Source organism: Methylorubrum sp. SL192, assembly GCF_026672325.1.
Lineage (GTDB): Bacteria > Pseudomonadota > Alphaproteobacteria > Rhizobiales > Beijerinckiaceae > Methylobacterium > Methylobacterium extorquens.
The window spans coordinates 2,291,112-2,309,111 of the sequence record NZ_JAPPQV010000003.1 but is presented as its reverse complement, the minus strand read 5'-3'; the positions used below and the strand labels follow the sequence as shown (position 1 = coordinate 2,309,111).

The following is an 18,000-nucleotide window of genomic DNA, read 5'->3' as shown; positions in this document are numbered from 1 at the left end:
TTCGCATTGCTCTAACAGCGTGACTGCGGCCTGAATCCAGCGCGCGTGTTCGAGTGCGCCCTGCGCTAACTTCGATGCGCCAAGTTCGATACCGTTTCGGCCCGTGTGGGGGCCGGACATCGATGATGATCTCCGAACGCCTGATCAACGACCCCTGATCGTATCGGGTCCGCTTCTTCGCTTCCTTGCAGCGAACCGAAGATCGGCGATGCCGGCAAAGGCGTTGCTCGCGGCAGCACCCATCTCATAGACGGCGATAGCCCTTCCGCCTGGCGTCTGTGGAACCCGAAGCAAAGCCCGGCGGCCATCGAGGCCGACGGCTTCACGGGCTGAGCCGAGGCGGCGCGCGATCCGAGGTGCTCCCGGCCCTCCGATCTTCTGCGCCGACGCCAAAAATGGGCTGCCTCGAGATTGTCCGGACGGGGAGCGAAGGCAGCTTCTCCGAATGTCTGGCGCCGCAGCGATTGCACTGCAGTAACACGAAACTTGTCAGTATTCTGCGTATTGGCCGTTTCGAAAGGTTCTCAACGGCACGAGGCATTTGCGCTGGACGCCGAAGTTTGGCAATTAAGTTCAGCTTCTCGAGGGAGGGCGCCTGAAGCCGAGCAACGTCGCAGCAACGTTCGACGGCCATTCCGGCCGGGCTCGGCACACCACAATCAAAAATCAAGGACGCACGCATGACCGCACTTTTGCTGATCATCGTGGGCGGGCTCTGCGCCGTTGCCTACGGTGTCGTGACTATCCGTGACGTAATGCGACGCGATGCCGGCACCCAGCGCATGCAGGAGATCGCAGGCGCCATCGCCGAGGGCGCGCAGGCTTATCTCAGGCGCCAATACGCCACGATCGGGATCGTCGGCGTCGTCCTCTTCGTCCTTCTGGCCTACTTTCTCGGCATCAAGGTCGCCATCGGCTTCCTGATCGGCGCGGTGCTTTCGGGCGCGGCCGGCTTCATCGGCATGAACGTCTCAGTCCGTGCCAATGTCCGCACCGCGCAGGCCGCCACCCAGTCGCTCGGCGGCGGGCTGGAGGTCGCCTTCAAGTCCGGCGCGGTCACCGGCATGCTGGTGGCGGGCCTCGCGCTGCTCGGCGTCGCCCTCTACTACCTCTTCCTCACCCGCGGAGCCGGGCTGGCGCCGGGAAGCCGCGAAGTCATCGACTCGCTGGTGGCACTCGGCTTCGGCGCCTCGCTGATCTCGATCTTCGCGCGGCTGGGCGGCGGTATCTTCACCAAGGGCGCCGATGTCGGCGGCGATCTCGTCGGCAAGGTCGAGGCCGGTATTCCCGAGGATGATCCGCGCAACCCCGCCACCATCGCCGACAACGTGGGCGACAATGTCGGTGACTGCGCCGGCATGGCCGCGGACCTGTTCGAGACCTATGCGGTGACCGTGGTCGCCACCATGGTGCTTGCCGCGATCTTCTTCGCGGGCAACGCGCTCGTGCTCGAAGCGATGATGATCTACCCGCTCGCCATCGGGGCGGCCTGCATCGTCACCTCGATCATCGGCACCTACGCGGTGAAGCTCGGTGCCAACCAGTCGATCATGGGCGCACTCTACAAGGGCCTGATCGCGGCGGGTGTACTCTCGATCGTGGCCATCGCCGGCGTGAATCTCGCGCTGTTCGGCGGGTTCTCGACCACCTTCACGACGAATACCGGCCTGACCTTCTCCTCGGGCGCCCTGTTCGGCTGCGCGGTGCTCGGCCTCGTCATCACCGCGCTGATCGTCGTCATCACCGAGTACTACACCGGCACGAACTTCCGCCCGGTGAAGTCGATCGCCACCGCCTCCGTCACCGGCCACGGCACCAACGTGATCCAGGGCCTCGCGATCTCACTCGAATCGACCGCGCTGCCGGCCCTCGTCATCGTGGCGGGCATCATCTCCACCTACGCGCTGGCCGGCCTGTTCGGCATCGCCATCGCGGTCACGGCGATGCTGGCGCTCGCGGGCTTCATCGTGGCGCTGGACGCCTTCGGTCCGGTCACCGACAACGCGGGCGGCATCGCCGAGATGGCAGGCCTCCCCGCCGAGGTGCGCAAGGCGACCGACGCGCTCGATGCGGTGGGCAACACCACCAAGGCGGTCACCAAGGGCTACGCCATCGGCTCGGCCGGCCTCGGCGCCCTGGTGCTGTTTGCCGCCTACACCTCGGACCTGAACTACTTCATCGCCAATGCCAGCCCGACGCAGTACCGCTTCTTCCAAGGCGTGAGCGTCGATTTCTCCCTCTCCAACCCCTACGTCGTGGTCGGCCTCCTGCTCGGCGGCCTGATCCCGTTCCTGTTCGCGGGCATCGCCATGACGGCGGTGGGCCGCGCGGCCGGTGCGGTGGTCGAGGAGGTGCGGCGCCAGTTCCGGGCCAAGCCCGGCATCATGCAGGGCACCGACCGGCCGGATTACGGCCGCGCGGTGGACATGCTGACCCGGGCGGCGATCAAGGAGATGATCATCCCCTCGCTGCTGCCGGTGCTCTCGCCGATCGTGATCTTCTTCGTGATCCAGGCGATTGCGGGCAAGTCGCAGGCTTTCGCGACGGTCGGCGCCTCGCTGCTCGGCGTGATCCTCACCGGCCTCTACGTCGCGATCTCGATGACCTCGGGCGGCGGCGCCTGGGACAACGCCAAGAAGTACATCGAGGACGGCCACCACGGCGGCAAGGGCTCGGACGCGCACAAGGCGGCCGTGACCGGCGACACCGTCGGCGACCCCTACAAGGACACGGCGGGCCCCGCCGTGAACCCGGCGATCAAGATCACCAACATCATCGCCCTGTTGCTGCTCGCCGTGCTCGCGCACGCCTGAACCCGGACATCGCAAAAAAAGAACCCGCCGCGGTCATCCGCGGCGGGTTCTTTTTTTCCAGGACTGAAATTCCAAGAAAATCAGTCGCAGTTCTCCTTGGTGACCGTCTTGCGGTCGCCCACGTCGTTTTCCTTCGTCACCGTCTTGCTGGAGCATCCGTCCGAATGCTCGCGCCGCTCGACGGTGGTCGAGGAGCTGCTGGGCGAGCGATCCACCACGACCCGATCCGGCGCGTCGCGCTCGATCACGGTGGTCTGGGCCATGGCGCCCGAGGCCCCGGCGAGCGTCAGAACCGCGGCGGCGGCGAGAAGGGATTTGCGCATGACAATCCTCCGATTGGGATAAATCTGCGCCTGTAACGGCGAGCGAACCTGAACCGTTCCAGCGAACTTCAGATCGGAATTCGCGTCGCCGCCCGGCTCATCAAAGATACGCGATGAGAAGTTGTAGACCGGGCGCGGCCTGAACTTTCACGCGTTCTCCCGGTTCGCTCCCTCAGATTTGCTGAGACGCGAGACTTTTTATGACTGCTGCACCGATTCGCTACCACGACGGTATCGAGACGCTGAGCCCCGACGAGAACGAGACCATCGATCGGATCATCGCCGCGATGACCCACGAGAGCGAGATCACCGCCGAGCGCTACGGACATGCGGTGCGGGCCTCGCATGCCAAGATCAGCGGCGTTGCCGTCGGTACGTTGGAAATTCTCCCGAACCTTCCGCCCGAACTGGCACAGGGCCTGTTCGCGACGCTGGGCACGCATTCGGTCATCGTGCGCTTCGCGCAGGGGCCCGGCGAGCTCCTGAAGGATCGCGTCTCGACCCATCGCGGCATGGCGATCAAGGTGCTCGGCGTCGAGGGCGACAAGCTGCCCGGCCACGAGGCGCCGACCCAGGACTTCGTGTTCGCCACCGGGCCGGTCTTCCCCAATCCCGACGCCAAGGGTTTCCTGGGCAGCATGAAGCAGCTCGAGGCGGGCACCTCCGCGCCGGAAGCGGTGAAGGCCGCGGTCTCCCGGAGCGCGCGGGCGCTCGACGGGGTGGTGCAATCGATGACGGGCGAGAGTTCGCCGCTCCTCGACTTCTTCGGCCACGTGCCGCACCACCCGCTGGCCGAACCGTACTACTCCCAAGCCGCGCTCCGCTACGGCGACCACGTCGCCAAGCTTGGCGCCTTTCCCGCCTCACCGGCGCAGGCGGCGCTCGCCGACGCGCGGCTCGACACCGGCCGCGAGGACGGGAACGTCTTCCGCCACGCGGTGCTGAGCTATCTCGCGGGCCGCGAGGCGGTGTTCGAGATTCGCGTCCAGCTCTGCCTGAACCTCGAAGCGATGCCGGTCGAGGACGCCTCGAAGCGCTGGGACGAGGCGCAGAGCCCCTATCGCACCGTCGCCCGCCTCGTTCTGCCGCCGCAGGACGCGTTCAGCGAGGCCCGGCGGAACTATGCCGACGACGTGCTCTCCTTCCGTCCCGCTCACAGCCTGGCGGCGCACCGGCCGCTGGGCTCGCTGATGCGGGCGCGGCTGAAGACCTATCAGGCGCTCTCCCGCTTTCGCCATGCACGCAACGGCGTGCCGGAGGTGGAGCCGGCCTCGATCGACGACGTGCCGGCCTGACGGGGACAACGCTTTCGTGAAGGACCCCGGCCGCGTGCGCCGGGGTTGCGCTGGCAATCCCGCCGATCATCGGCCCGAGGTTGTCCGACCATGACCAGATCCCTGACCGCCCTCGCCGTGGCACTCCTCACGGGCACGATGGCGAGCGCCCTCCCCGCCCGCGCGCAGGAGGGAAAAGCCGCGCTCACGAAGGTCGCCAGCTTCGAGCATCAGGTGACCGGCATCACGGTGGCCCGCGACGGGCGCATCTTCGTCAACTTCCCGCGCTGGAGCGAGGACGCGCCGGTCTCGGTGGCCGAACTGAAGGACGGCAAGCCCGTGCCTTTCCCCGACGACCAGTGGAACGCGTGGCGCAACGCGCGGGCCGACGAACTCTCGCCGAAGGACCATTTCGTCTGCGTGCAGAGCGTCGCCGCCGACGGGCAGGATCGGCTCTGGGTGGTGGACGCCGCCGCCCCCGCCATGGCGCATGTGATCAAGGACGGGCCGAAGCTTGTCGGGATCGACCTCAAGACCAACAAGGTCATCAAGACGATTACCTTCGACACCACCACGGTGCTCCAAGCCTCCTACCTCAACGACGTGCGGATCTCGCCGGACGGCAAGACCGCCTATCTCACCGATTCCGGTGCCGAGGGCGCGCTGATCGTGGTTGATCTCGACAGCGGATCGGCCAAGCGCATCCTGTCGGGCGATCCCTCGACCATGCCGGACAAGTCGGTGACCGTGAGCTACGACGGCAAGCCGCTGCGCCGCCCCGACGGGCGCGGCGTGGAATTCGCCGCCGACGGCATCGCGCTCTCGAACGACGGCAAGACGCTCTACTGGCAGGCGATCAAGGGCAAGACGCTCTACAGCCTGCCGACCGACGCACTCACCAGCTGGGCCGCCGCCTCGGTCGTGCCCGACACGCTCACCGACAAGAGCCTTGCCGGCAAGGTCGTGAAGGTCGGCGAGAACGGCGTCGCCGACGGCCTGCTGATCGCCCGCCGCGACGGGCGCATGTACGTGACCTCGCCGCAGGACAACGCGGTGAAGGTGCGCGACCTCGCGGGCGGCAAGGACGGGCTCGCCACGTTGGTGCAGGACCCAAGCCTGCGCTGGCCGGACACGTTCGGCGAGGGGCCGGACGGGACGATCTACGTCACCACCTCGCACATCCAGGATTCGGTCGACTACAAGCCCGGCGCGCCGCTCAGCCTTCCGACGGAGCTGTGGGCCATCAAGCCGCCCGCCTCCGACGCCACCGGCTCGACCCAGACCGCTCCGGCCCGCTGAGCCGGCCCTCTGACGACCCAACGGACCCATGGGGCGCGCATCGGCGCGCTCCGCTCAAGGAGCCCGGCATGCCCTTCATCGAGACCAGGGACGCGACGCGCCTCTTCTACAAGGATTGGGGCAGCGGCCCTCCGGTGGTGCTGATCCACGGCTGGCCGCTCGATGCCGACATGTGGGAGTATCAGCAGCCTGCCCTGACAGGCGCGGGCTTTCGCACCATCGCCTATGACCGGCGCGGGTTCGGGCGCTCGGACCAGCCCTGGAGCGGCTACGATTACGATACCTTCGCCGACGACCTGAAGGCCGTGCTCGACAGCCTCGACCTTCAGGACGTGACCCTCGTCGGCTTCTCCATGGGCGGCGGCGAGATCGCCCGCTACCTCGCGCGCCATGGCGGCGCACGGGTGGCGCGCGCGGTACTGGTCTCGGCGGTGACGCCGATGCTCGCCAAGACGCCCGATCACCCCGAGGGCGTCGATGCCAGCGTGTTCGAGGGGATGATCGATGGGATCGAGCGGGACCGGCCGCACTTCTGGTCGAACTTCGTCAAAAGCTTCTTCGGCGCCGGCCTGCTTTCCTCGCCGGCCTCTTCGGAGCTGATGGCCTGGACCGGGATGCTGGCGATGCGGGCCTCGCCCAAGGCGACGGTCGATTGCGTGCGCGCCTTCGGCGGATCGGATTTTCGGTCCGACATGGCCGCGTTCCGGGTGCCGACCCTGGTGATCCACGGCGACGCCGACCAGACCGTGCCCTTCGACATCAGCGGCAAGGCCGCGGCGCAGGCCATTCCCGGCGCCCGTCTCGAAGTCTACGAGGGCGCGCCGCACGCCATCCCCTTCACCCACAAGGACCGGCTGACCGCGGATCTCCTGGCCTTCCTGCGCGCGTAGGGGGGCCGATCAGCCGTCCTGAAGCGCTGCCGTTGCGTCGGCACCGATCAGGCGCGCCCGGAGCGGCTGGGCGCGCCCCGTCAGCGTCAGCTCCTGAAGCGCACCGGGGGAGAGGCCGGCGGCCTCGTAGACGGCCTCCGACACGATCGCGACCTGCCGCATCGGCCCGGTCAGCCCCTCCAGCCGGGCGGCGACGTTGACCGTGTCGCCGAGCACCGTGAAGCGGGATTCGGTCTCGTCGCCGAACTCGCCGACGATGGCCATGCCCGCATGCAGGCCGACGCCGTAGCGCAGGCGCTCGCCGAGATCGGCGGCGAGCATGCGGTTGAGCTGCTCCACATGGCGCGCGATGCCATCGACCGCCTTCAGGGCATCGCGGGCCGCGTGCTTGGGATCGCGATCGAGGCCGAAGATCGCCATCAGCCCGTCGCCGAGATGCTGGTTCACGGTTCCGCCCGACTCCCGCACCGCCCGGCCGACGGTGCCGAGGAAGCGGCCGATGACGAAGACGGTGTCGTAGGGCAGGTGCTCCTCCGCGAACCGCGTCGAGCCGCGCAGGTCGGCGAACAGCACGACGACGAACCGCTCCTCGCCGGTCGCGGCCCGCTCCGGATCGCGCACGGAGGCGGCGCGGGCCTGCGGCGTGAACAGCGGCGCGACGGTGAGATCGCCGTCGGGCCGGAGCTGGCAGGCGAGCCGGATGCCGGGGCTCGCGCCGATGCGGTCGAGAACGAGACGCTCGGCCCGTTCCGGCTCCGGCAGGAGGCGGCTGCGCTCCGTATCGACGACCCGGATGCGGCAGGTCGAGCAGCGCCCGCGCCCGCCGCACACGCTCGCATGCGGGATGCGGCCGCGCCGGCTCGCTTCCAGCACGCTGCTCCCCCGCGGCACCCGGACGGTGCGCCCGTCGGGATAGCCGATGCGCACGAAGCCGCCCCGCGTCTCGGCGAGGGTGCGGGCGCCGCGCGCGAGCAGGACGAGGGCGAGCAACGCCATGTACGCCAGGAACAGCCCGCGCCGGATCGCGCCCAGCCGTTCGGTCTGCTCGGCCAGTCCGAGATGGTTCGGCCCGAGCTCCTGCGCCCGCCACGCCGGATCGGCGGCGAGCGCCGCGACGCTGCGCCCGCCCTGCACCACGCCGAGGAGGGCCAGCACCGGCACCAGCACCGCGCCCGCGAGCAGCCAGGGCGCGGCGCGGGCAAAGCCGCGCTTGAGCCGGAGCCAAAAATAGAGGCCGAAGCAGCCGTGCAGCCACGCCACGACGAGGCCTACCGCCAGCATCAGGCCGTGGCCCGACGCGGCGACCCAGGCGGCGTAGAGAACCTGGGCATAGCCCCGGTCGAGCTCTTCCACGCTCCAGGCCAGACGCGTGCCGACGACATGACTGAGGAGGAGCAGGGGGACGGAAAGTCCGAGCAAGAGCTGCGCGGTCTCCGCCGGCCGCATCCGGTAGAAGCGCCGCTCGTAGAAAGCCTGGAGCCCAAGGGCGAGGTGAATGAAAAGCGCACCGTAGAGGACCACGAGCGCGGGCGGCGTGCGCCAGAGCGCGACCTTCACCGCAAGCCCGGTCTCCAGCGCATCGAGCGAGATGTTGCCCAGCGCGTGGCAGAGCAGGTGCGTGAGCACGTAGGCGAACAGCACGAGGCCGCTGCCGAGACGAAGCTGACGCAGGGTGGGCCGGGCGGGCCAGCGCAAGCCAAGGGTGCGGCCGAAGCCCGGACGCGCCGCCTGCCCCACCGCCCCCGCTCCCTTGTTTGAAAGATGATTCCGCAGCCTTCATAGCGCGGGCCGATGCGGCGGCGAAACCGTACGGTCGCCCGCCTCTTACAGCGGAGCGGCCAGCACCTCTTCCAGGGTGACGCGGCGCCCGGCCTCCTCGAAGCGGCGCAGCAGCGCCGATTGGCGGAAGCGCGGATCTCCGGTTACCTCGAGGCCGAGCCAGGCCGGGCGCTCGAAGGCCTGGGCCTCGTGCTCCAGCTCCACCTCGGCCAGGATCATCCCGGCCAGCGTCCCACCGTAGACATCGATCTCCCAGACGAGCCCGGCATGCGGCACGCAGTGGCGGGTCTTCTCGATGAAACAGGTATCGCAGACGAGGCGCATCATCGCTTCCGCGTCCGCCCGCGGAATCTCGTATTCGAATTCCGGCCGACCGAGGCCGACGCGCGCGCCCTTGATGGTGAGCCAAGCCCGGTCCTCGTCGAGCCGAACCCGCACCTTGCCGGTGTCGAACTGCCCGATCAGCCCGTCGGTGAGCCGGTGCCGGCGGACGACGCCCGCCTTCCAGCCGTCATCGGCCACGAGGAATTTCCGCTCGACCTCGAAACGCATCGGCACAAAGTGACCCTGGCGGCGGGATTATTCCCGCCCCCTTCAGCCGCTCCGCCTTACGGTACTCACAGGTTGCGCGCCATCGCCTCTCGCGCAACGCCCTGTCGCGGGTCGGGATAACCTCAACGCCAGAACGGCTTGGTGTCGACGAGATCCTCGTGCGCCTCGGCCGCGGCCTCCAGGAGCTTACGGCTGCGCGCCTCGATATCGGCCGCCGTCATCCCGGCGGCGAACAGGGTCGTGGCCCCGGCCGGCTCGACCGTTAGGTCCCGCATCAGTTCGTGGCCGGTGGCGATGTCGTTGAGCGCGCCGAGATGGTCCTGCAGGTCGGAAAGCGCCTTGCCGAAGGCGCCGTGGCGCTTGCCCGCCTTCTTGCCGGGGAACAGGGGCGCAAAGAATTCGGCGCCGTAGCGCAGCTTCTTGGCGGCGATGCGCACCCGGTGACGCTCCTCGGGGTCGAGGTCGTCGAGATGGCGCCCGCGCCGCTTCACCTGCCGCCGCCGCCGGTCGAGTTCGCGGGCGGCGAAGACGCGGGCCGGCTCCTCGCGCAGGGAGACGCGGCCGGGGCTGTCGTCCCGCAGCCAGGGGCCGGCATTGATCCAGCCGATCAGATCGAGCAGCAGCATACGCCACGCATCGGAGCGTAGCAGCGCGGCGAGGTCGCGATAGGCCTTCGCGCGCTCGTCTTCGAGCTGCCGCTCGAGGCCGAGCAGGCCGACCTCGTCGGGATGGCGCTCGCGCTCGGCCGGCAGGATGGTGGCGAGGAAGACATCGAGGTTGCGCGCCCGACCCAGCGGCTCGGTCGCCGCCTTCAGCTCCGCGCGGATGCGAACGCCGAGCGGGTCGTCCACGAGGTCGCCGAACAGCGAGAAGGCCGAGCGCAGGCGCCGGATCGCGACGCGCATCTGGTGCAGCGCATCGGCGTCGCGGCTCTTGAGCAGGATGTCCTCGTTGATGCGCATGTGGCGCAGGCAGGCATGGGCGACGGCGCGGAACGCCTCCGCCGCGCTCATGTCGTCATGCAGCGGCACCGGCTCCGACTTGCGTACCCGGTCGATCTTGCCGGCGGCCAGGGCGTAGCCGCGCTCGGCCTTGCTGCGCACGCCGAGCCGCACGGGCACGAGGGCGGCGATGGCGTAGGCGAGCGCAAACACGTCGCTCGCGGTCCCCTCCTTCAGTTCGAGCTCGATCTCGCAGATCGACAGGATGTCGTCGCCGGCGGCCGGCGACTCGATCCGGCCGAGATCGAGGGCGACCTCGATGCGGGACTCACCCTGCTCGACGAGGTAGGTCCGCCGGGTGACGCGGCTGGTGAAGAGCGGCTCCAGCGCGGCATCGTCCGCGACGCGGCGCGCGAAGGGCGTGTCGGCGAGCGCGGCCCGGTCCGGCTCGGCGCCCTCGACCGGCTGCTCCCATTCCGGCCGGTCGAACAGGCCATCACCTTCGGCCTTGAGGGTCTGGACGAAGCGCCCCTCGCTCTCGCGCACCCGCAGCCCGAGCCCGGCTGCGTGCAGCTGCCGGTCCGGCGTGTCGAAATAGACGGAGGCGAGCTCGGCTTCCCCCTGTACCGCCGCCTCCCGCAGGAGCGGATGATCCTGCAGGACGGCGAGGTCGGAGGGCTCGCATTCCAGCTTCAGCTCGATCTCGCGCGGGTCGCTCATGCGGTTTCGTCCTGCTCCTCGTGAGGGTTGTGGCGGATGTGAGCCTACATCCTGCCGCATCGTCCGGGACAGGCACAACGCGGCTGAACCCGTGATGGATCACGCATCCGCGTGACGATCCAGCGACAGAAGCGGAGATATGGTCCGAACAACCTCCGCCATCGACGGCCGCGCCCGGGGATCGGCCCCGCGGCAGGCCTGCTCCAGCGCGCGCCAATCCGCGATGCCGGCGGGTTCGGTCGCGCAAAGGTCGAGCAATTCGCCGAGCAGGATGCCCCAGGCGCGGGTCTCGATGCGCTGCCAGGCGGCGCCGGCCTCGCCGCGCGGCAGCACGGAGGCGGCCCCGAAATCGCTCAGCACCGCCTCGCCCGCACCCCCGTCCCACAAGGTGTTGTGGCCGTAGAGATCGCCGTGGAGCACGCCGCAGCCGTGAAGATGGGCCGCCGCCCGCGCCACGCCGGCCGCGATGCGCAGAGCCGTCTCCGGCGCCAGGGCGAGATCCGGCGCGTAGACGTCGCGGCTGCAGCTTTTCAGGCTCGGCGATCCGGCCAGAACCCGCCAGCCCCCCGGGATCAGCGGCATCAGCAGCCCCTGCATCCCCTCCGGATGCCCCTCGATCCGCCCGAGCGCGCCGGTGAGGTGGGGATGCCGGCCGGCGGCGAGGCAGGCCGCCATTTCCTGTTCGGGCAGCCCGTCGCTGGTCATGCGGCCCTTGAACAGTTTCACCGCGACCGCCGCCTCCCCGTCCGGCCGACGCCACAAAGCCCGGTGGATCCGGCCCGAGGCGCCCTCACCGAGGCACGGGCCGAGCGCGAGCGCCGCCCAGGGCACCTGCGGCACGCGGGCCGGCGCCGGCTCGCCGTCGAGGGGATTGCCGGCCCAGGCGATCCAGGCGAGCCGCGGCAAAGCCGTCAGCCAAGCGGGCAGCGCGTCGAAGCGGTTGGCGGAGAGGCGCAGCAATTCGAGGCTTGGTGCGCCTTCGAGCGACGCGGGCAGCGCCTCCAGCCGGTTTCCCGCCAGCATCAGCTTCTGCAGGTGCGGGCGCCGGCCGAGGGCGTCGGGCAGATGCTCGATCCGGTTGTCGGTCAGCGTCAGCCAGCGCAGGGCCGGCGGCAGCGCCTCGCCCGGCACCTCCCGCAAGCCGGTGGCGCGAAACCCGACCTGGCTCAGCGCCGGGCAATCCCCGAGGGCGGGCGGCAGACGCTCGAAGCGGTTGCCGGAGCAGAACAGGACGCGCAGCCGCTTGAGCCGGCCGATGTCATCCGGGAGTGCGGTGAGTCCGCAATCGCTGAGATCCAGCAGCTCCAGGGTGTCGGCGAGGCCGAAAATTTCGGGCGGGAATTCTTTCAGCGTTCCGCTGAGGCGCAACACTTTGGCCCCGGCGAGGTCGCCGCGGCGGAGGGCGTGCAGCGTTGGTGGCATTGAGGCGTCCATGGGAATCCCGCGGGGGCTCCCGCCGGGATGACCGCCTGGCGGCCGGCGATCAACCCTCTGCACGCGGGAGCGACCGCCCAACGGTCCTACGCTGCACGACAATCGAGACGAAACTCAGGATTTCGAATCAAACTCAATATTCCGAAAATAAGAAAATTTATTCAAAGGCGAGTTAAGTTGGTGGTAGGACTCGGTAAACAATCACAAGGCTATCATCAGCATTCCATTGCCTATGCCAATCTCTATCGGTGACGACTGTAAAAGTTATTTGGAATTGCTCGCCAACCATCTGGTTTGTAATTGGTACTTGCGCGACGCCGCCTCGGCCCTCAGGGCCATCGAACACCCGCCAGCTAGTTGTGTAGCCTGCACGATCGAAGCTGCTATCGACATCAACTTCAGCAATCAAAGTCTGGCCGGGACGCAAATCTCCGAGGCCTCCTCTTCTCATGTCGATGATCCTGCTACTCATTTCTAGAGGAACATCGGTCAAATGATTTTCGTTTCCAAGATTATCAACAAAGCGAACTATGAGCGGAACATCGTATTCGCGGCCCATGCCTTCTTCCCTATAGAACTCAGATATCGAGAAAATAAGATCATTGGAGTAACAAATGGCCTGCTCAAGCGATCTTGCGCTGCAGCCACGGCCGTGAGCTAAGCCGTTTCTTATGTCTCTGATTCTTGTTAGAAAAGTCCTAGCTTCAGAGCTGCCGTCCGGATAAGCCCCATTTAAAGGAATGCGGAAGTGCTTATTGTAAAGATCGGGGTTCAGTAAAACATCGATTGCTTGATCAAATGAAGTGGCATCAATAGTTCTCGGCAAGCGCGCGCTCAGGGAAGTATTTTGTTGTTGTATCCAGTCCCGTACTTTACGCGGAAGTACCCCTGGCTCTGTAGCGTATCCAGGGCCGTGTGCGGCGGACAGACGTTCATGGATGATGCGCCGCATCCACGCTTCGGCGCTATCAATGTGACGGCGAGCAACTTCATCACGCTCTTGACGAGTCAGACGATCTAGCACGATGCGGCGCCCTCCGGTTACCTAGAACGTTACCCAGGCTCTAGATGCGCGATGTGCAGCGGCAATTGAACTATCGGAATTTATGGTGAGCGCGCTGGGACTCGAACCCAGGACCTACAGATTAAAAGTCCGTTGCTCTACCAACTGAGCTACGCGCTCGCACCCGGTTCGCGCGGGGCCGCCGTGGGGCGGGCCGGTTGCGCTCGGGGCGTGGGGCTCGCAATAGGGGGTCGGGCCGGGAGGGTCAACACAGCTTCCGCATGGTGCCAACCGCTGAGTCGATACGAAACCCGATGACGAGAGCGAACCCGGCGGGCGCGCCGCCGGAATGGCGGCGTTTCGTCCTGCTGTTCCTGGCTATGGCGGCCGTTCTCGGCGCCGTCTGCATCGGCTTTGTGGCCGCCCTCGACCCCTACGGGTTGCGGGCCGGGCCGGGGCGGGCGCAGGGGCCGCTGATGGATGGCAACCAGCGCTTCATGTACCCGCAGATCGCGCGCAGCGGCGCCTACGATGCGGCGGTGTTCGGCACCTCGACCCTGCGCCTGCTCGACCCGGCGGATCTCGGCCGCGCCTTCGGGGGCCGCTTCGCCAATCTGTCGATGAATGCGGCGACCCCCTACGAGCAGAGCGAATTGGCCCGGCTCTACCTGCGCCACGAGCGGCCGACGACGCTGCTGTTCGGCATCGACCCGACCTGGTGCGAGCCGGATGCCGCCGAGCGCCGCCTGACCTTCCGCGCCTTTCCCGCCTGGCTCTACGGACGCATCACCCTGTGGGACGCGCTGCGGCAGGTGAACTGGCAGAGCCTCGGCACCGCTTTCGAGGCCGCGCTGTACCGGCTCGGGCTCGTGCGCGCGCGGCTTGCCGAGAACGGCTACGCGGTCTTCACCCCGCCCGAGGCGCTGTACGACGCGGCCCGCGCGCAGGCGCATATCCGTAGCGCAGGGGCGATTCAGGCCGCCGCCGAGGCCGCGCCGGGCTACCGGCCGACGCCCCCCGAGGCGGCGATGCCGGCGCTCGGCTGGCTCGATGCGCTCCTGGCGCAGGCCCCGCCCGAGACCCGGACGCTTCTGGTCTTCCCGCCCGTCCACGTCTCGCAACAGGCGGCGCCCGGCTCGCCCGCCGCGGCGCGGGAGGCCGCCTGCAAGGCGCAGGTGACGCGGATCGGCGCGGCCCATGGGGCGACCGTGGTCGATTTTCGCATCCCGTCGCCGATCACGACGCAGGACACGAACTACTGGGATCCGCTGCATTACCGGCTGCCGATCGCCGGCCGGATCGTGGCCGGTCTGAAGGCGGCGCAGGCGAGCGGGCGCGACGATCCTGAGGGCACCTACCGGGTTCTGGCGCACGCGCCGTAGGCCGAAAATTCGATGAACCGCGCCGCGGAACGGGGGTTCTCCGTGGCGCATGAGTGGCTTGGTCCGTGTGGCTTGGACTGCCACGAGCCGGCCGTACTCTCGCCCGATCGGCAGGCTCTACACCCCGCGGCCCCTCCCGCTGCGCCTGCCTTAAAGGCGGGGGCGGAGGGGGCCGTCATATCGGAGTTGCAGAGAGTCCCATGATCGCACGCACAGCCATCGCCCTGATGATCACCACGAGCGCGGCTCTGGCCGGCCCGGCGGCGGCACCGGCGGGGGACCGCGACGCCCTGCGGCAGTACTGCACCGGGGATTACCTCAGCTATTGCGGCGAGTTCGCGCCGGACAGCACCGAGGTGCGCGCCTGCTTCAAGCAGAACAAGGCCAAGCTCTCGCCGGGCTGTCAGGCGGCCATCACCAGCTACAACAAGGCCCAGAAGCGCGCCGACCTGCGCTGAGGCCAGCTCAGGCCGGCTGGCCGTCAGCCCTTCGCGGCGGCCTCGGCCCGCGCCCAGCCGTCCTTGGTCTCGGCCACGAAATCCGCGAGCCGCCCGGCCGCGATCGCCGCGCGCATGCCGGCCATCAGCGCCTGATAGTAGGCGAGGTTGTTCCAGGTCAGCAGCATCATCCCCAGGATCTCGTCGGAACGGACGAGGTGGTGGAGATAGGCGCGCGAATAGTCCCGCGCCGCCGGGCAGTCCGAGGCCTCGTCCAGCGGCCGCGTGTCCTCGGCGTGGCGGGCGTTGCGCAGGTTGATCCGGCCGTGCCTCGTATAGGCGAGGCCGTGGCGGCCGGCGCGGGTCGGCATCACGCAATCGAACATGTCGATGCCGCGCATCACCGACTGCATCAGGTCGTCGGGGGTGCCGACGCCCATGAGGTAGCGCGGTTTGCCGGCCGGCAGGTGCGGCTCCACCGTCTCGATCATCGCCAGCATCACCGCCTGCGGCTCGCCGACGGCAAGGCCGCCGATGGCGTAGCCCTTGAGGCCGAGATCGGTCAGCGCCCGCGCGCTCTCGACGCGCAACTCCGGCACGTCGCCGCCCTGGACGATGCCGAACAGTGCCTTGCCCGGCTGCTCGCCGAAGGCGACGCGGCAGCGCTCGGCCCAGCGCAGGGACAGGTGCATCGCCTTCTCGATCTCTGCCCCCTCGGCCGGCAGGCGCACGCATTCGTCGAGCTGCATCTGGATGTCGGAGCCGAGCAGGCCCTGGATCTCGATGGAGCGCTCCGGGCTCATCCGGTGGGCGGTGCCGTCGATGTGGGAGCGGAAGGTGACGCCCTCCTCATCGATCTTTCGCAGCGCCGAGAGCGACATCACCTGGAAGCCGCCGGAATCGGTGAGGATCGGCCCGTCCCAGCGCATGAAGCGATGGAGCCCTCCGAGCCGCGCCATGCGCTCGGCGCCGGGGCGCAGCATCAGGTGGTAGGTGTTGCCGAGCACCACGTCGGCGCCCAGATCGCGCACCTGCTCCGGATACATCGCCTTCACGGTCGCGGCCGTACCCACCGGCATGAAGGCCGGCGTACGGATTTTCCCGCGCGGCATGGCGATGTGGCCGGTGCGGGCCTGTCCGTCGGTGGCGGAGACCGTGAAGGAGAAGTCGGTCGGGGGATCGAGCGGTTCGGTCATCGGTCCGGGGATGTGTGAGGCTCGGGGCGGGCGTGATAGCCCGGCGCGGCGTCGATCAGGAAACGCATCGCATCAAGGCCGGCCCGCATCGTCGCCTGCGACACCGCCTCCAAGTCGCCGAAGCGGGCCGCGAGGGCGTCCTCGACCGCTTCGTGATAGGTCTTCGGGAGCAGGACCGTCAGGCGGCGTCCGGCCTCGGTCTTCGAGACGATCCGGCCGCTGGCGAGGGTCTCGACGATGCGGCCCACCCCCAGCACGCCCCATTCCAGCGCCCCTGCGTCGCAGGCGTCGTCGGGCAGCTTGCCGGCCAGCGCCGTCTCGTGATGCGCGAGCCAGGGGCGCCAATGGGCTTCGAGGTGGGCGAGGCCGTAGGCGTGCAGCGTCGCGTCGTCGTCGGCGATGTTCAGCGCCGCCGGCGTCGCCCCGAGGATCGGACGGCTGGACCGGGCAAGGCACCGCCAGGCGGCCGGATTCACCGCGTGGCAGGGCTCGCCGCTGCGAAGCTGCCCGTCCACGCTGAAGGGTACGACGGCGCCGGTCTCCGGCGGGTGACGCAGGGCCTCGATCGGCAGGTAGAAGCCATCGAAATGCGGCCCGCCGGCCCGCGCCAGGGCGGCGTGGACCCGCGCCAGCGCGTCCGTCTCCGCCTCACTGAGCGGGCCGTCGAGGAGGGCGACAAAATCGATATTGCTGCGGCCCGGTCGGAAATCACCGAGCGCCACCGAGCCGACGAGATAGAGGCCGCGCAGTTTCGGGCCGCCCTCGCTCGCGATCAGGCCGAGGAAGCGATCGACGGTGCGGGCGACATCGACTCGGAGCGGTGGGCGCCGGCTGCTCATGTGATGGACTCCGAAACCGGGGCACCCTCCGGAAACAGCAGGCTGGCATCGCCGTAGGAGTAGAAGCGATAGCCGGATTGGATCGCGTGGGCATAGGCCGCACGCATGGTGTCGAGGCCGGCAAAGGCCGAAACCAGCATGAACAGGGTCGAGCGCGGCAGGTGGAAGTTCGTCACCAGGGCATCGACCGCGCGGAAGCGGTAGCCCGGCGTGATGAAGATGTCGGTGGCCCCGGAGAACGGGCGGATCGTGCCGTCCGGGTCGGCCGCGCTCTCCAGCAGGCGCAGGGCGGTGGTGCCGACGGCGACGACGCGATTGCCCCTCGCCCGCACGGCGTTGAGCCGCGCGGCGGTGGCGGCATCGAGGATGCCGATCTCGGCGTGCATCCGGTGGGCGTCGGTGTCATCCGCCTTCACGGGGAGGAAGGTGCCGGCCCCGACATGCAGGGTGACGTGGACCCGCTCGATCCCCGCCGCGTCGATGCCGGCGAGCAGCGCGTCCGAGAAATGCAGGCCGGCGGTGGGGGCGGCGACCGCGCCGGGCTCGCGGGCATAGACGGTCTGGTAGTCGGTCGTGTCCTGCGCGTCGGTGGCGCGCTTGCCCGCGATGTAGGGGGGCAGCGGCAGGGCACCGAGCCCGGCAATGGCCTCGTCGAGCGCCGGCCCGGACAGGTCGAAGCGCAGCAGGATCTCGCCGCCCTCCCCCCGCTCCTCAACCGTGGCATCAAGCCCCGACAGGGCGCAGACTTCGCTGGCGCCCTCGCTGCCGAAGCGGATGCGGTCGCCGGGGGCGAGGCGCTTGGCCGGGCGGGCGAAAGCGCGCCAGCGGTCGGGCGCCTCGCGCAGGTGCAGCATTGCCTCGCAGCGCTGTCCCGAGCCGCCGGCCCGATGGCGGATGCCGGAGAGGCGCGCGGGGATCACCCGCGTGTCGTTGAAGACGAGGGCGTCGCCGGGGCTCAGGAGGGCAGGCAGATCACGCACGCCGCGATCCGCCAAGGGGTCGCCGGGGCGCACCACGAGCAGGCGGCTCGCGTCGCGCGGGCTCGCCGGCCGCAGGGCAATCGCCGCCTCCGGCAACTCGAAATCGAACAGGTCCACACGCATCCCAGGGCCATCAGC

Annotated in this window: 15 protein-coding genes and 1 tRNA gene; 6 read left to right on the top strand and 10 right to left on the bottom strand. The window is 68.8% G+C overall.

What is annotated here, in order from left to right:
• Window positions 1-680 precede the first annotated feature (680 nt).
• Window positions 681-2,813, top strand: coding sequence for a sodium-translocating pyrophosphatase (locus tag OVA30_RS11640; protein ID WP_268175519.1), 2,133 nt, complete (start codon window positions 681-683; stop codon window positions 2,811-2,813).
• Between the two features lie 80 nt (window positions 2,814-2,893).
• Here the strand turns inward: OVA30_RS11640 and OVA30_RS11635 are convergent, their stop codons facing one another.
• Entirely contained in the window at window positions 2,894-3,136 is a 243-nt protein-coding gene (locus tag OVA30_RS11635) for a hypothetical protein (protein ID WP_015951539.1), read from the bottom strand.
• A 200-nt stretch (window positions 3,137-3,336) separates the two neighbouring features.
• Between OVA30_RS11635 and OVA30_RS11630 the strand changes: the two genes are divergently transcribed.
• The 3 genes from OVA30_RS11630 (at window position 3,337) to OVA30_RS11620 (ending at window position 6,599) form a co-directional block, all read left to right on the top strand.
• Entirely contained in the window at window positions 3,337-4,431 is a 1,095-nt protein-coding gene (locus OVA30_RS11630) for a catalase family protein (protein WP_268175518.1), read from the top strand.
• Window positions 4,432-4,521: 90 nt separating this feature from the next.
• Window positions 4,522-5,709, top strand: a complete 1,188-nt coding sequence (locus OVA30_RS11625) for an L-dopachrome tautomerase-related protein (protein ID WP_268175517.1) — start codon at window positions 4,522-4,524, stop codon at window positions 5,707-5,709.
• A gap of 68 nt (window positions 5,710-5,777) precedes the next feature.
• Window positions 5,778-6,599: an alpha/beta fold hydrolase gene (locus OVA30_RS11620; protein WP_268175516.1), complete on the top strand. Its 822-nt coding sequence runs from the start codon at window positions 5,778-5,780 to the stop codon at window positions 6,597-6,599.
• A gap of 9 nt (window positions 6,600-6,608) precedes the next feature.
• Here OVA30_RS11620 and OVA30_RS11615 read toward each other — a convergent pair whose 3' ends face one another.
• The 6 genes from OVA30_RS11615 to OVA30_RS11590 all read right to left on the bottom strand — a co-directional run bounded on the left by OVA30_RS11615 (window position 6,609) and on the right by OVA30_RS11590 (window position 13,208).
• The gene (locus tag OVA30_RS11615) at window positions 6,609-8,336 is read right to left on the bottom strand and encodes an adenylate/guanylate cyclase domain-containing protein (protein ID WP_268175515.1); all 1,728 of its coding nucleotides are present in this window, start codon (window positions 8,334-8,336) and stop codon (window positions 6,609-6,611) included.
• Window positions 8,337-8,423: 87 nt separating this feature from the next.
• Entirely contained in the window at window positions 8,424-8,930 is a 507-nt protein-coding gene (locus tag OVA30_RS11610) for a CYTH domain-containing protein (RefSeq protein ID WP_003600995.1), read from the bottom strand.
• A gap of 122 nt (window positions 8,931-9,052) precedes the next feature.
• A complete protein-coding gene (locus OVA30_RS11605) occupies window positions 9,053-10,591 on the bottom strand; it encodes a CYTH and CHAD domain-containing protein (protein ID WP_268175514.1) in 1,539 nt (512 codons plus the stop codon).
• A gap of 99 nt (window positions 10,592-10,690) precedes the next feature.
• Window positions 10,691-12,025 (bottom strand): leucine-rich repeat-containing protein kinase family protein, encoded by a 1,335-nt coding sequence (locus tag OVA30_RS11600; protein ID WP_268175513.1) that lies wholly within the window; start codon window positions 12,023-12,025, stop codon window positions 10,691-10,693.
• Between the two features lie 172 nt (window positions 12,026-12,197).
• On the bottom strand, window positions 12,198-13,049 hold the full coding sequence (locus OVA30_RS11595; RefSeq protein WP_268175512.1) for a hypothetical protein: 852 nt from the start codon (window positions 13,047-13,049) through the stop codon (window positions 12,198-12,200).
• Window positions 13,050-13,132: 83 nt separating this feature from the next.
• Window positions 13,133-13,208 (bottom strand) — tRNA-Lys (locus OVA30_RS11590).
• A 134-nt stretch (window positions 13,209-13,342) separates the two neighbouring features.
• Here OVA30_RS11590 and OVA30_RS11585 point away from each other — a divergent pair.
• Window positions 13,343-14,410: a hypothetical protein gene (locus OVA30_RS11585; protein WP_268175511.1), complete on the top strand. Its 1,068-nt coding sequence runs from the start codon at window positions 13,343-13,345 to the stop codon at window positions 14,408-14,410.
• A 200-nt stretch (window positions 14,411-14,610) separates the two neighbouring features.
• On the top strand, window positions 14,611-14,868 hold the full coding sequence (locus OVA30_RS11580; RefSeq protein WP_003602368.1) for a hypothetical protein: 258 nt from the start codon (window positions 14,611-14,613) through the stop codon (window positions 14,866-14,868).
• A 23-nt stretch (window positions 14,869-14,891) separates the two neighbouring features.
• On the opposite strand, the gene tgt is transcribed toward OVA30_RS11580, so the two are convergent.
• Genes tgt through queA form a run of 3 tightly spaced genes read right to left on the bottom strand, consistent with a single transcriptional unit; the run spans window position 14,892 to window position 17,985 of the window.
• Entirely contained in the window at window positions 14,892-16,043 is a 1,152-nt protein-coding gene (tgt, locus tag OVA30_RS11575) for a tRNA guanosine(34) transglycosylase Tgt (protein ID WP_268175510.1), read from the bottom strand.
• Window positions 16,040-16,882 carry a nucleotidyltransferase domain-containing protein gene (locus tag OVA30_RS11570; protein WP_268175509.1) on the bottom strand — a complete coding sequence of 281 codons (843 nt, stop codon included), beginning with the start codon at window positions 16,880-16,882 and terminating at the stop codon, window positions 16,040-16,042. Before OVA30_RS11570 ends, tgt begins: the two co-directional genes overlap by 4 nt.
• Window positions 16,879-17,985, bottom strand: a complete 1,107-nt coding sequence (queA, locus tag OVA30_RS11565) for a tRNA preQ1(34) S-adenosylmethionine ribosyltransferase-isomerase QueA (RefSeq protein ID WP_003602372.1) — start codon at window positions 17,983-17,985, stop codon at window positions 16,879-16,881. Before queA ends, OVA30_RS11570 begins: the two co-directional genes overlap by 4 nt.
• Between the last annotated feature and the right edge of the window lie 15 nt (window positions 17,986-18,000).

What these genes read in the sequence shown, in the direction of transcription:
- OVA30_RS11640 (WP_268175519.1), top strand. Translation starts at nt 681, where the DNA reads ATGACCGCACTTTTGCTGATCATCGTGGGCGGGCTCTGCGCCGTTGCC.
- OVA30_RS11635 (WP_015951539.1), bottom strand. Translation starts at nt 3,136, where the DNA reads ATGCGCAAATCCCTTCTCGCCGCCGCCGCGGTTCTGACGCTCGCCGGG.
- OVA30_RS11630 (WP_268175518.1), top strand. Translation starts at nt 3,337, where the DNA reads ATGACTGCTGCACCGATTCGCTACCACGACGGTATCGAGACGCTGAGC.
- OVA30_RS11625 (WP_268175517.1), top strand. Translation starts at nt 4,522, where the DNA reads ATGACCAGATCCCTGACCGCCCTCGCCGTGGCACTCCTCACGGGCACG.
- OVA30_RS11620 (WP_268175516.1), top strand. Translation starts at nt 5,778, where the DNA reads ATGCCCTTCATCGAGACCAGGGACGCGACGCGCCTCTTCTACAAGGAT.
- OVA30_RS11610 (WP_003600995.1), bottom strand. Translation starts at nt 8,930, where the DNA reads ATGCGTTTCGAGGTCGAGCGGAAATTCCTCGTGGCCGATGACGGCTGG.
- OVA30_RS11605 (WP_268175514.1), bottom strand. Translation starts at nt 10,591, where the DNA reads ATGAGCGACCCGCGCGAGATCGAGCTGAAGCTGGAATGCGAGCCCTCC.
- OVA30_RS11600 (WP_268175513.1), bottom strand. Translation starts at nt 12,025, where the DNA reads ATGGACGCCTCAATGCCACCAACGCTGCACGCCCTCCGCCGCGGCGAC.
- OVA30_RS11585 (WP_268175511.1), top strand. Translation starts at nt 13,343, where the DNA reads ATGACGAGAGCGAACCCGGCGGGCGCGCCGCCGGAATGGCGGCGTTTC.
- OVA30_RS11580 (WP_003602368.1), top strand. Translation starts at nt 14,611, where the DNA reads ATGATCGCACGCACAGCCATCGCCCTGATGATCACCACGAGCGCGGCT.
- tgt (WP_268175510.1), bottom strand. Translation starts at nt 16,043, where the DNA reads ATGACCGAACCGCTCGATCCCCCGACCGACTTCTCCTTCACGGTCTCC.
- OVA30_RS11570 (WP_268175509.1), bottom strand. Translation starts at nt 16,882, where the DNA reads ATGAGCAGCCGGCGCCCACCGCTCCGAGTCGATGTCGCCCGCACCGTC.
- queA (WP_003602372.1), bottom strand. Translation starts at nt 17,985, where the DNA reads ATGCGTGTGGACCTGTTCGATTTCGAGTTGCCGGAGGCGGCGATTGCC.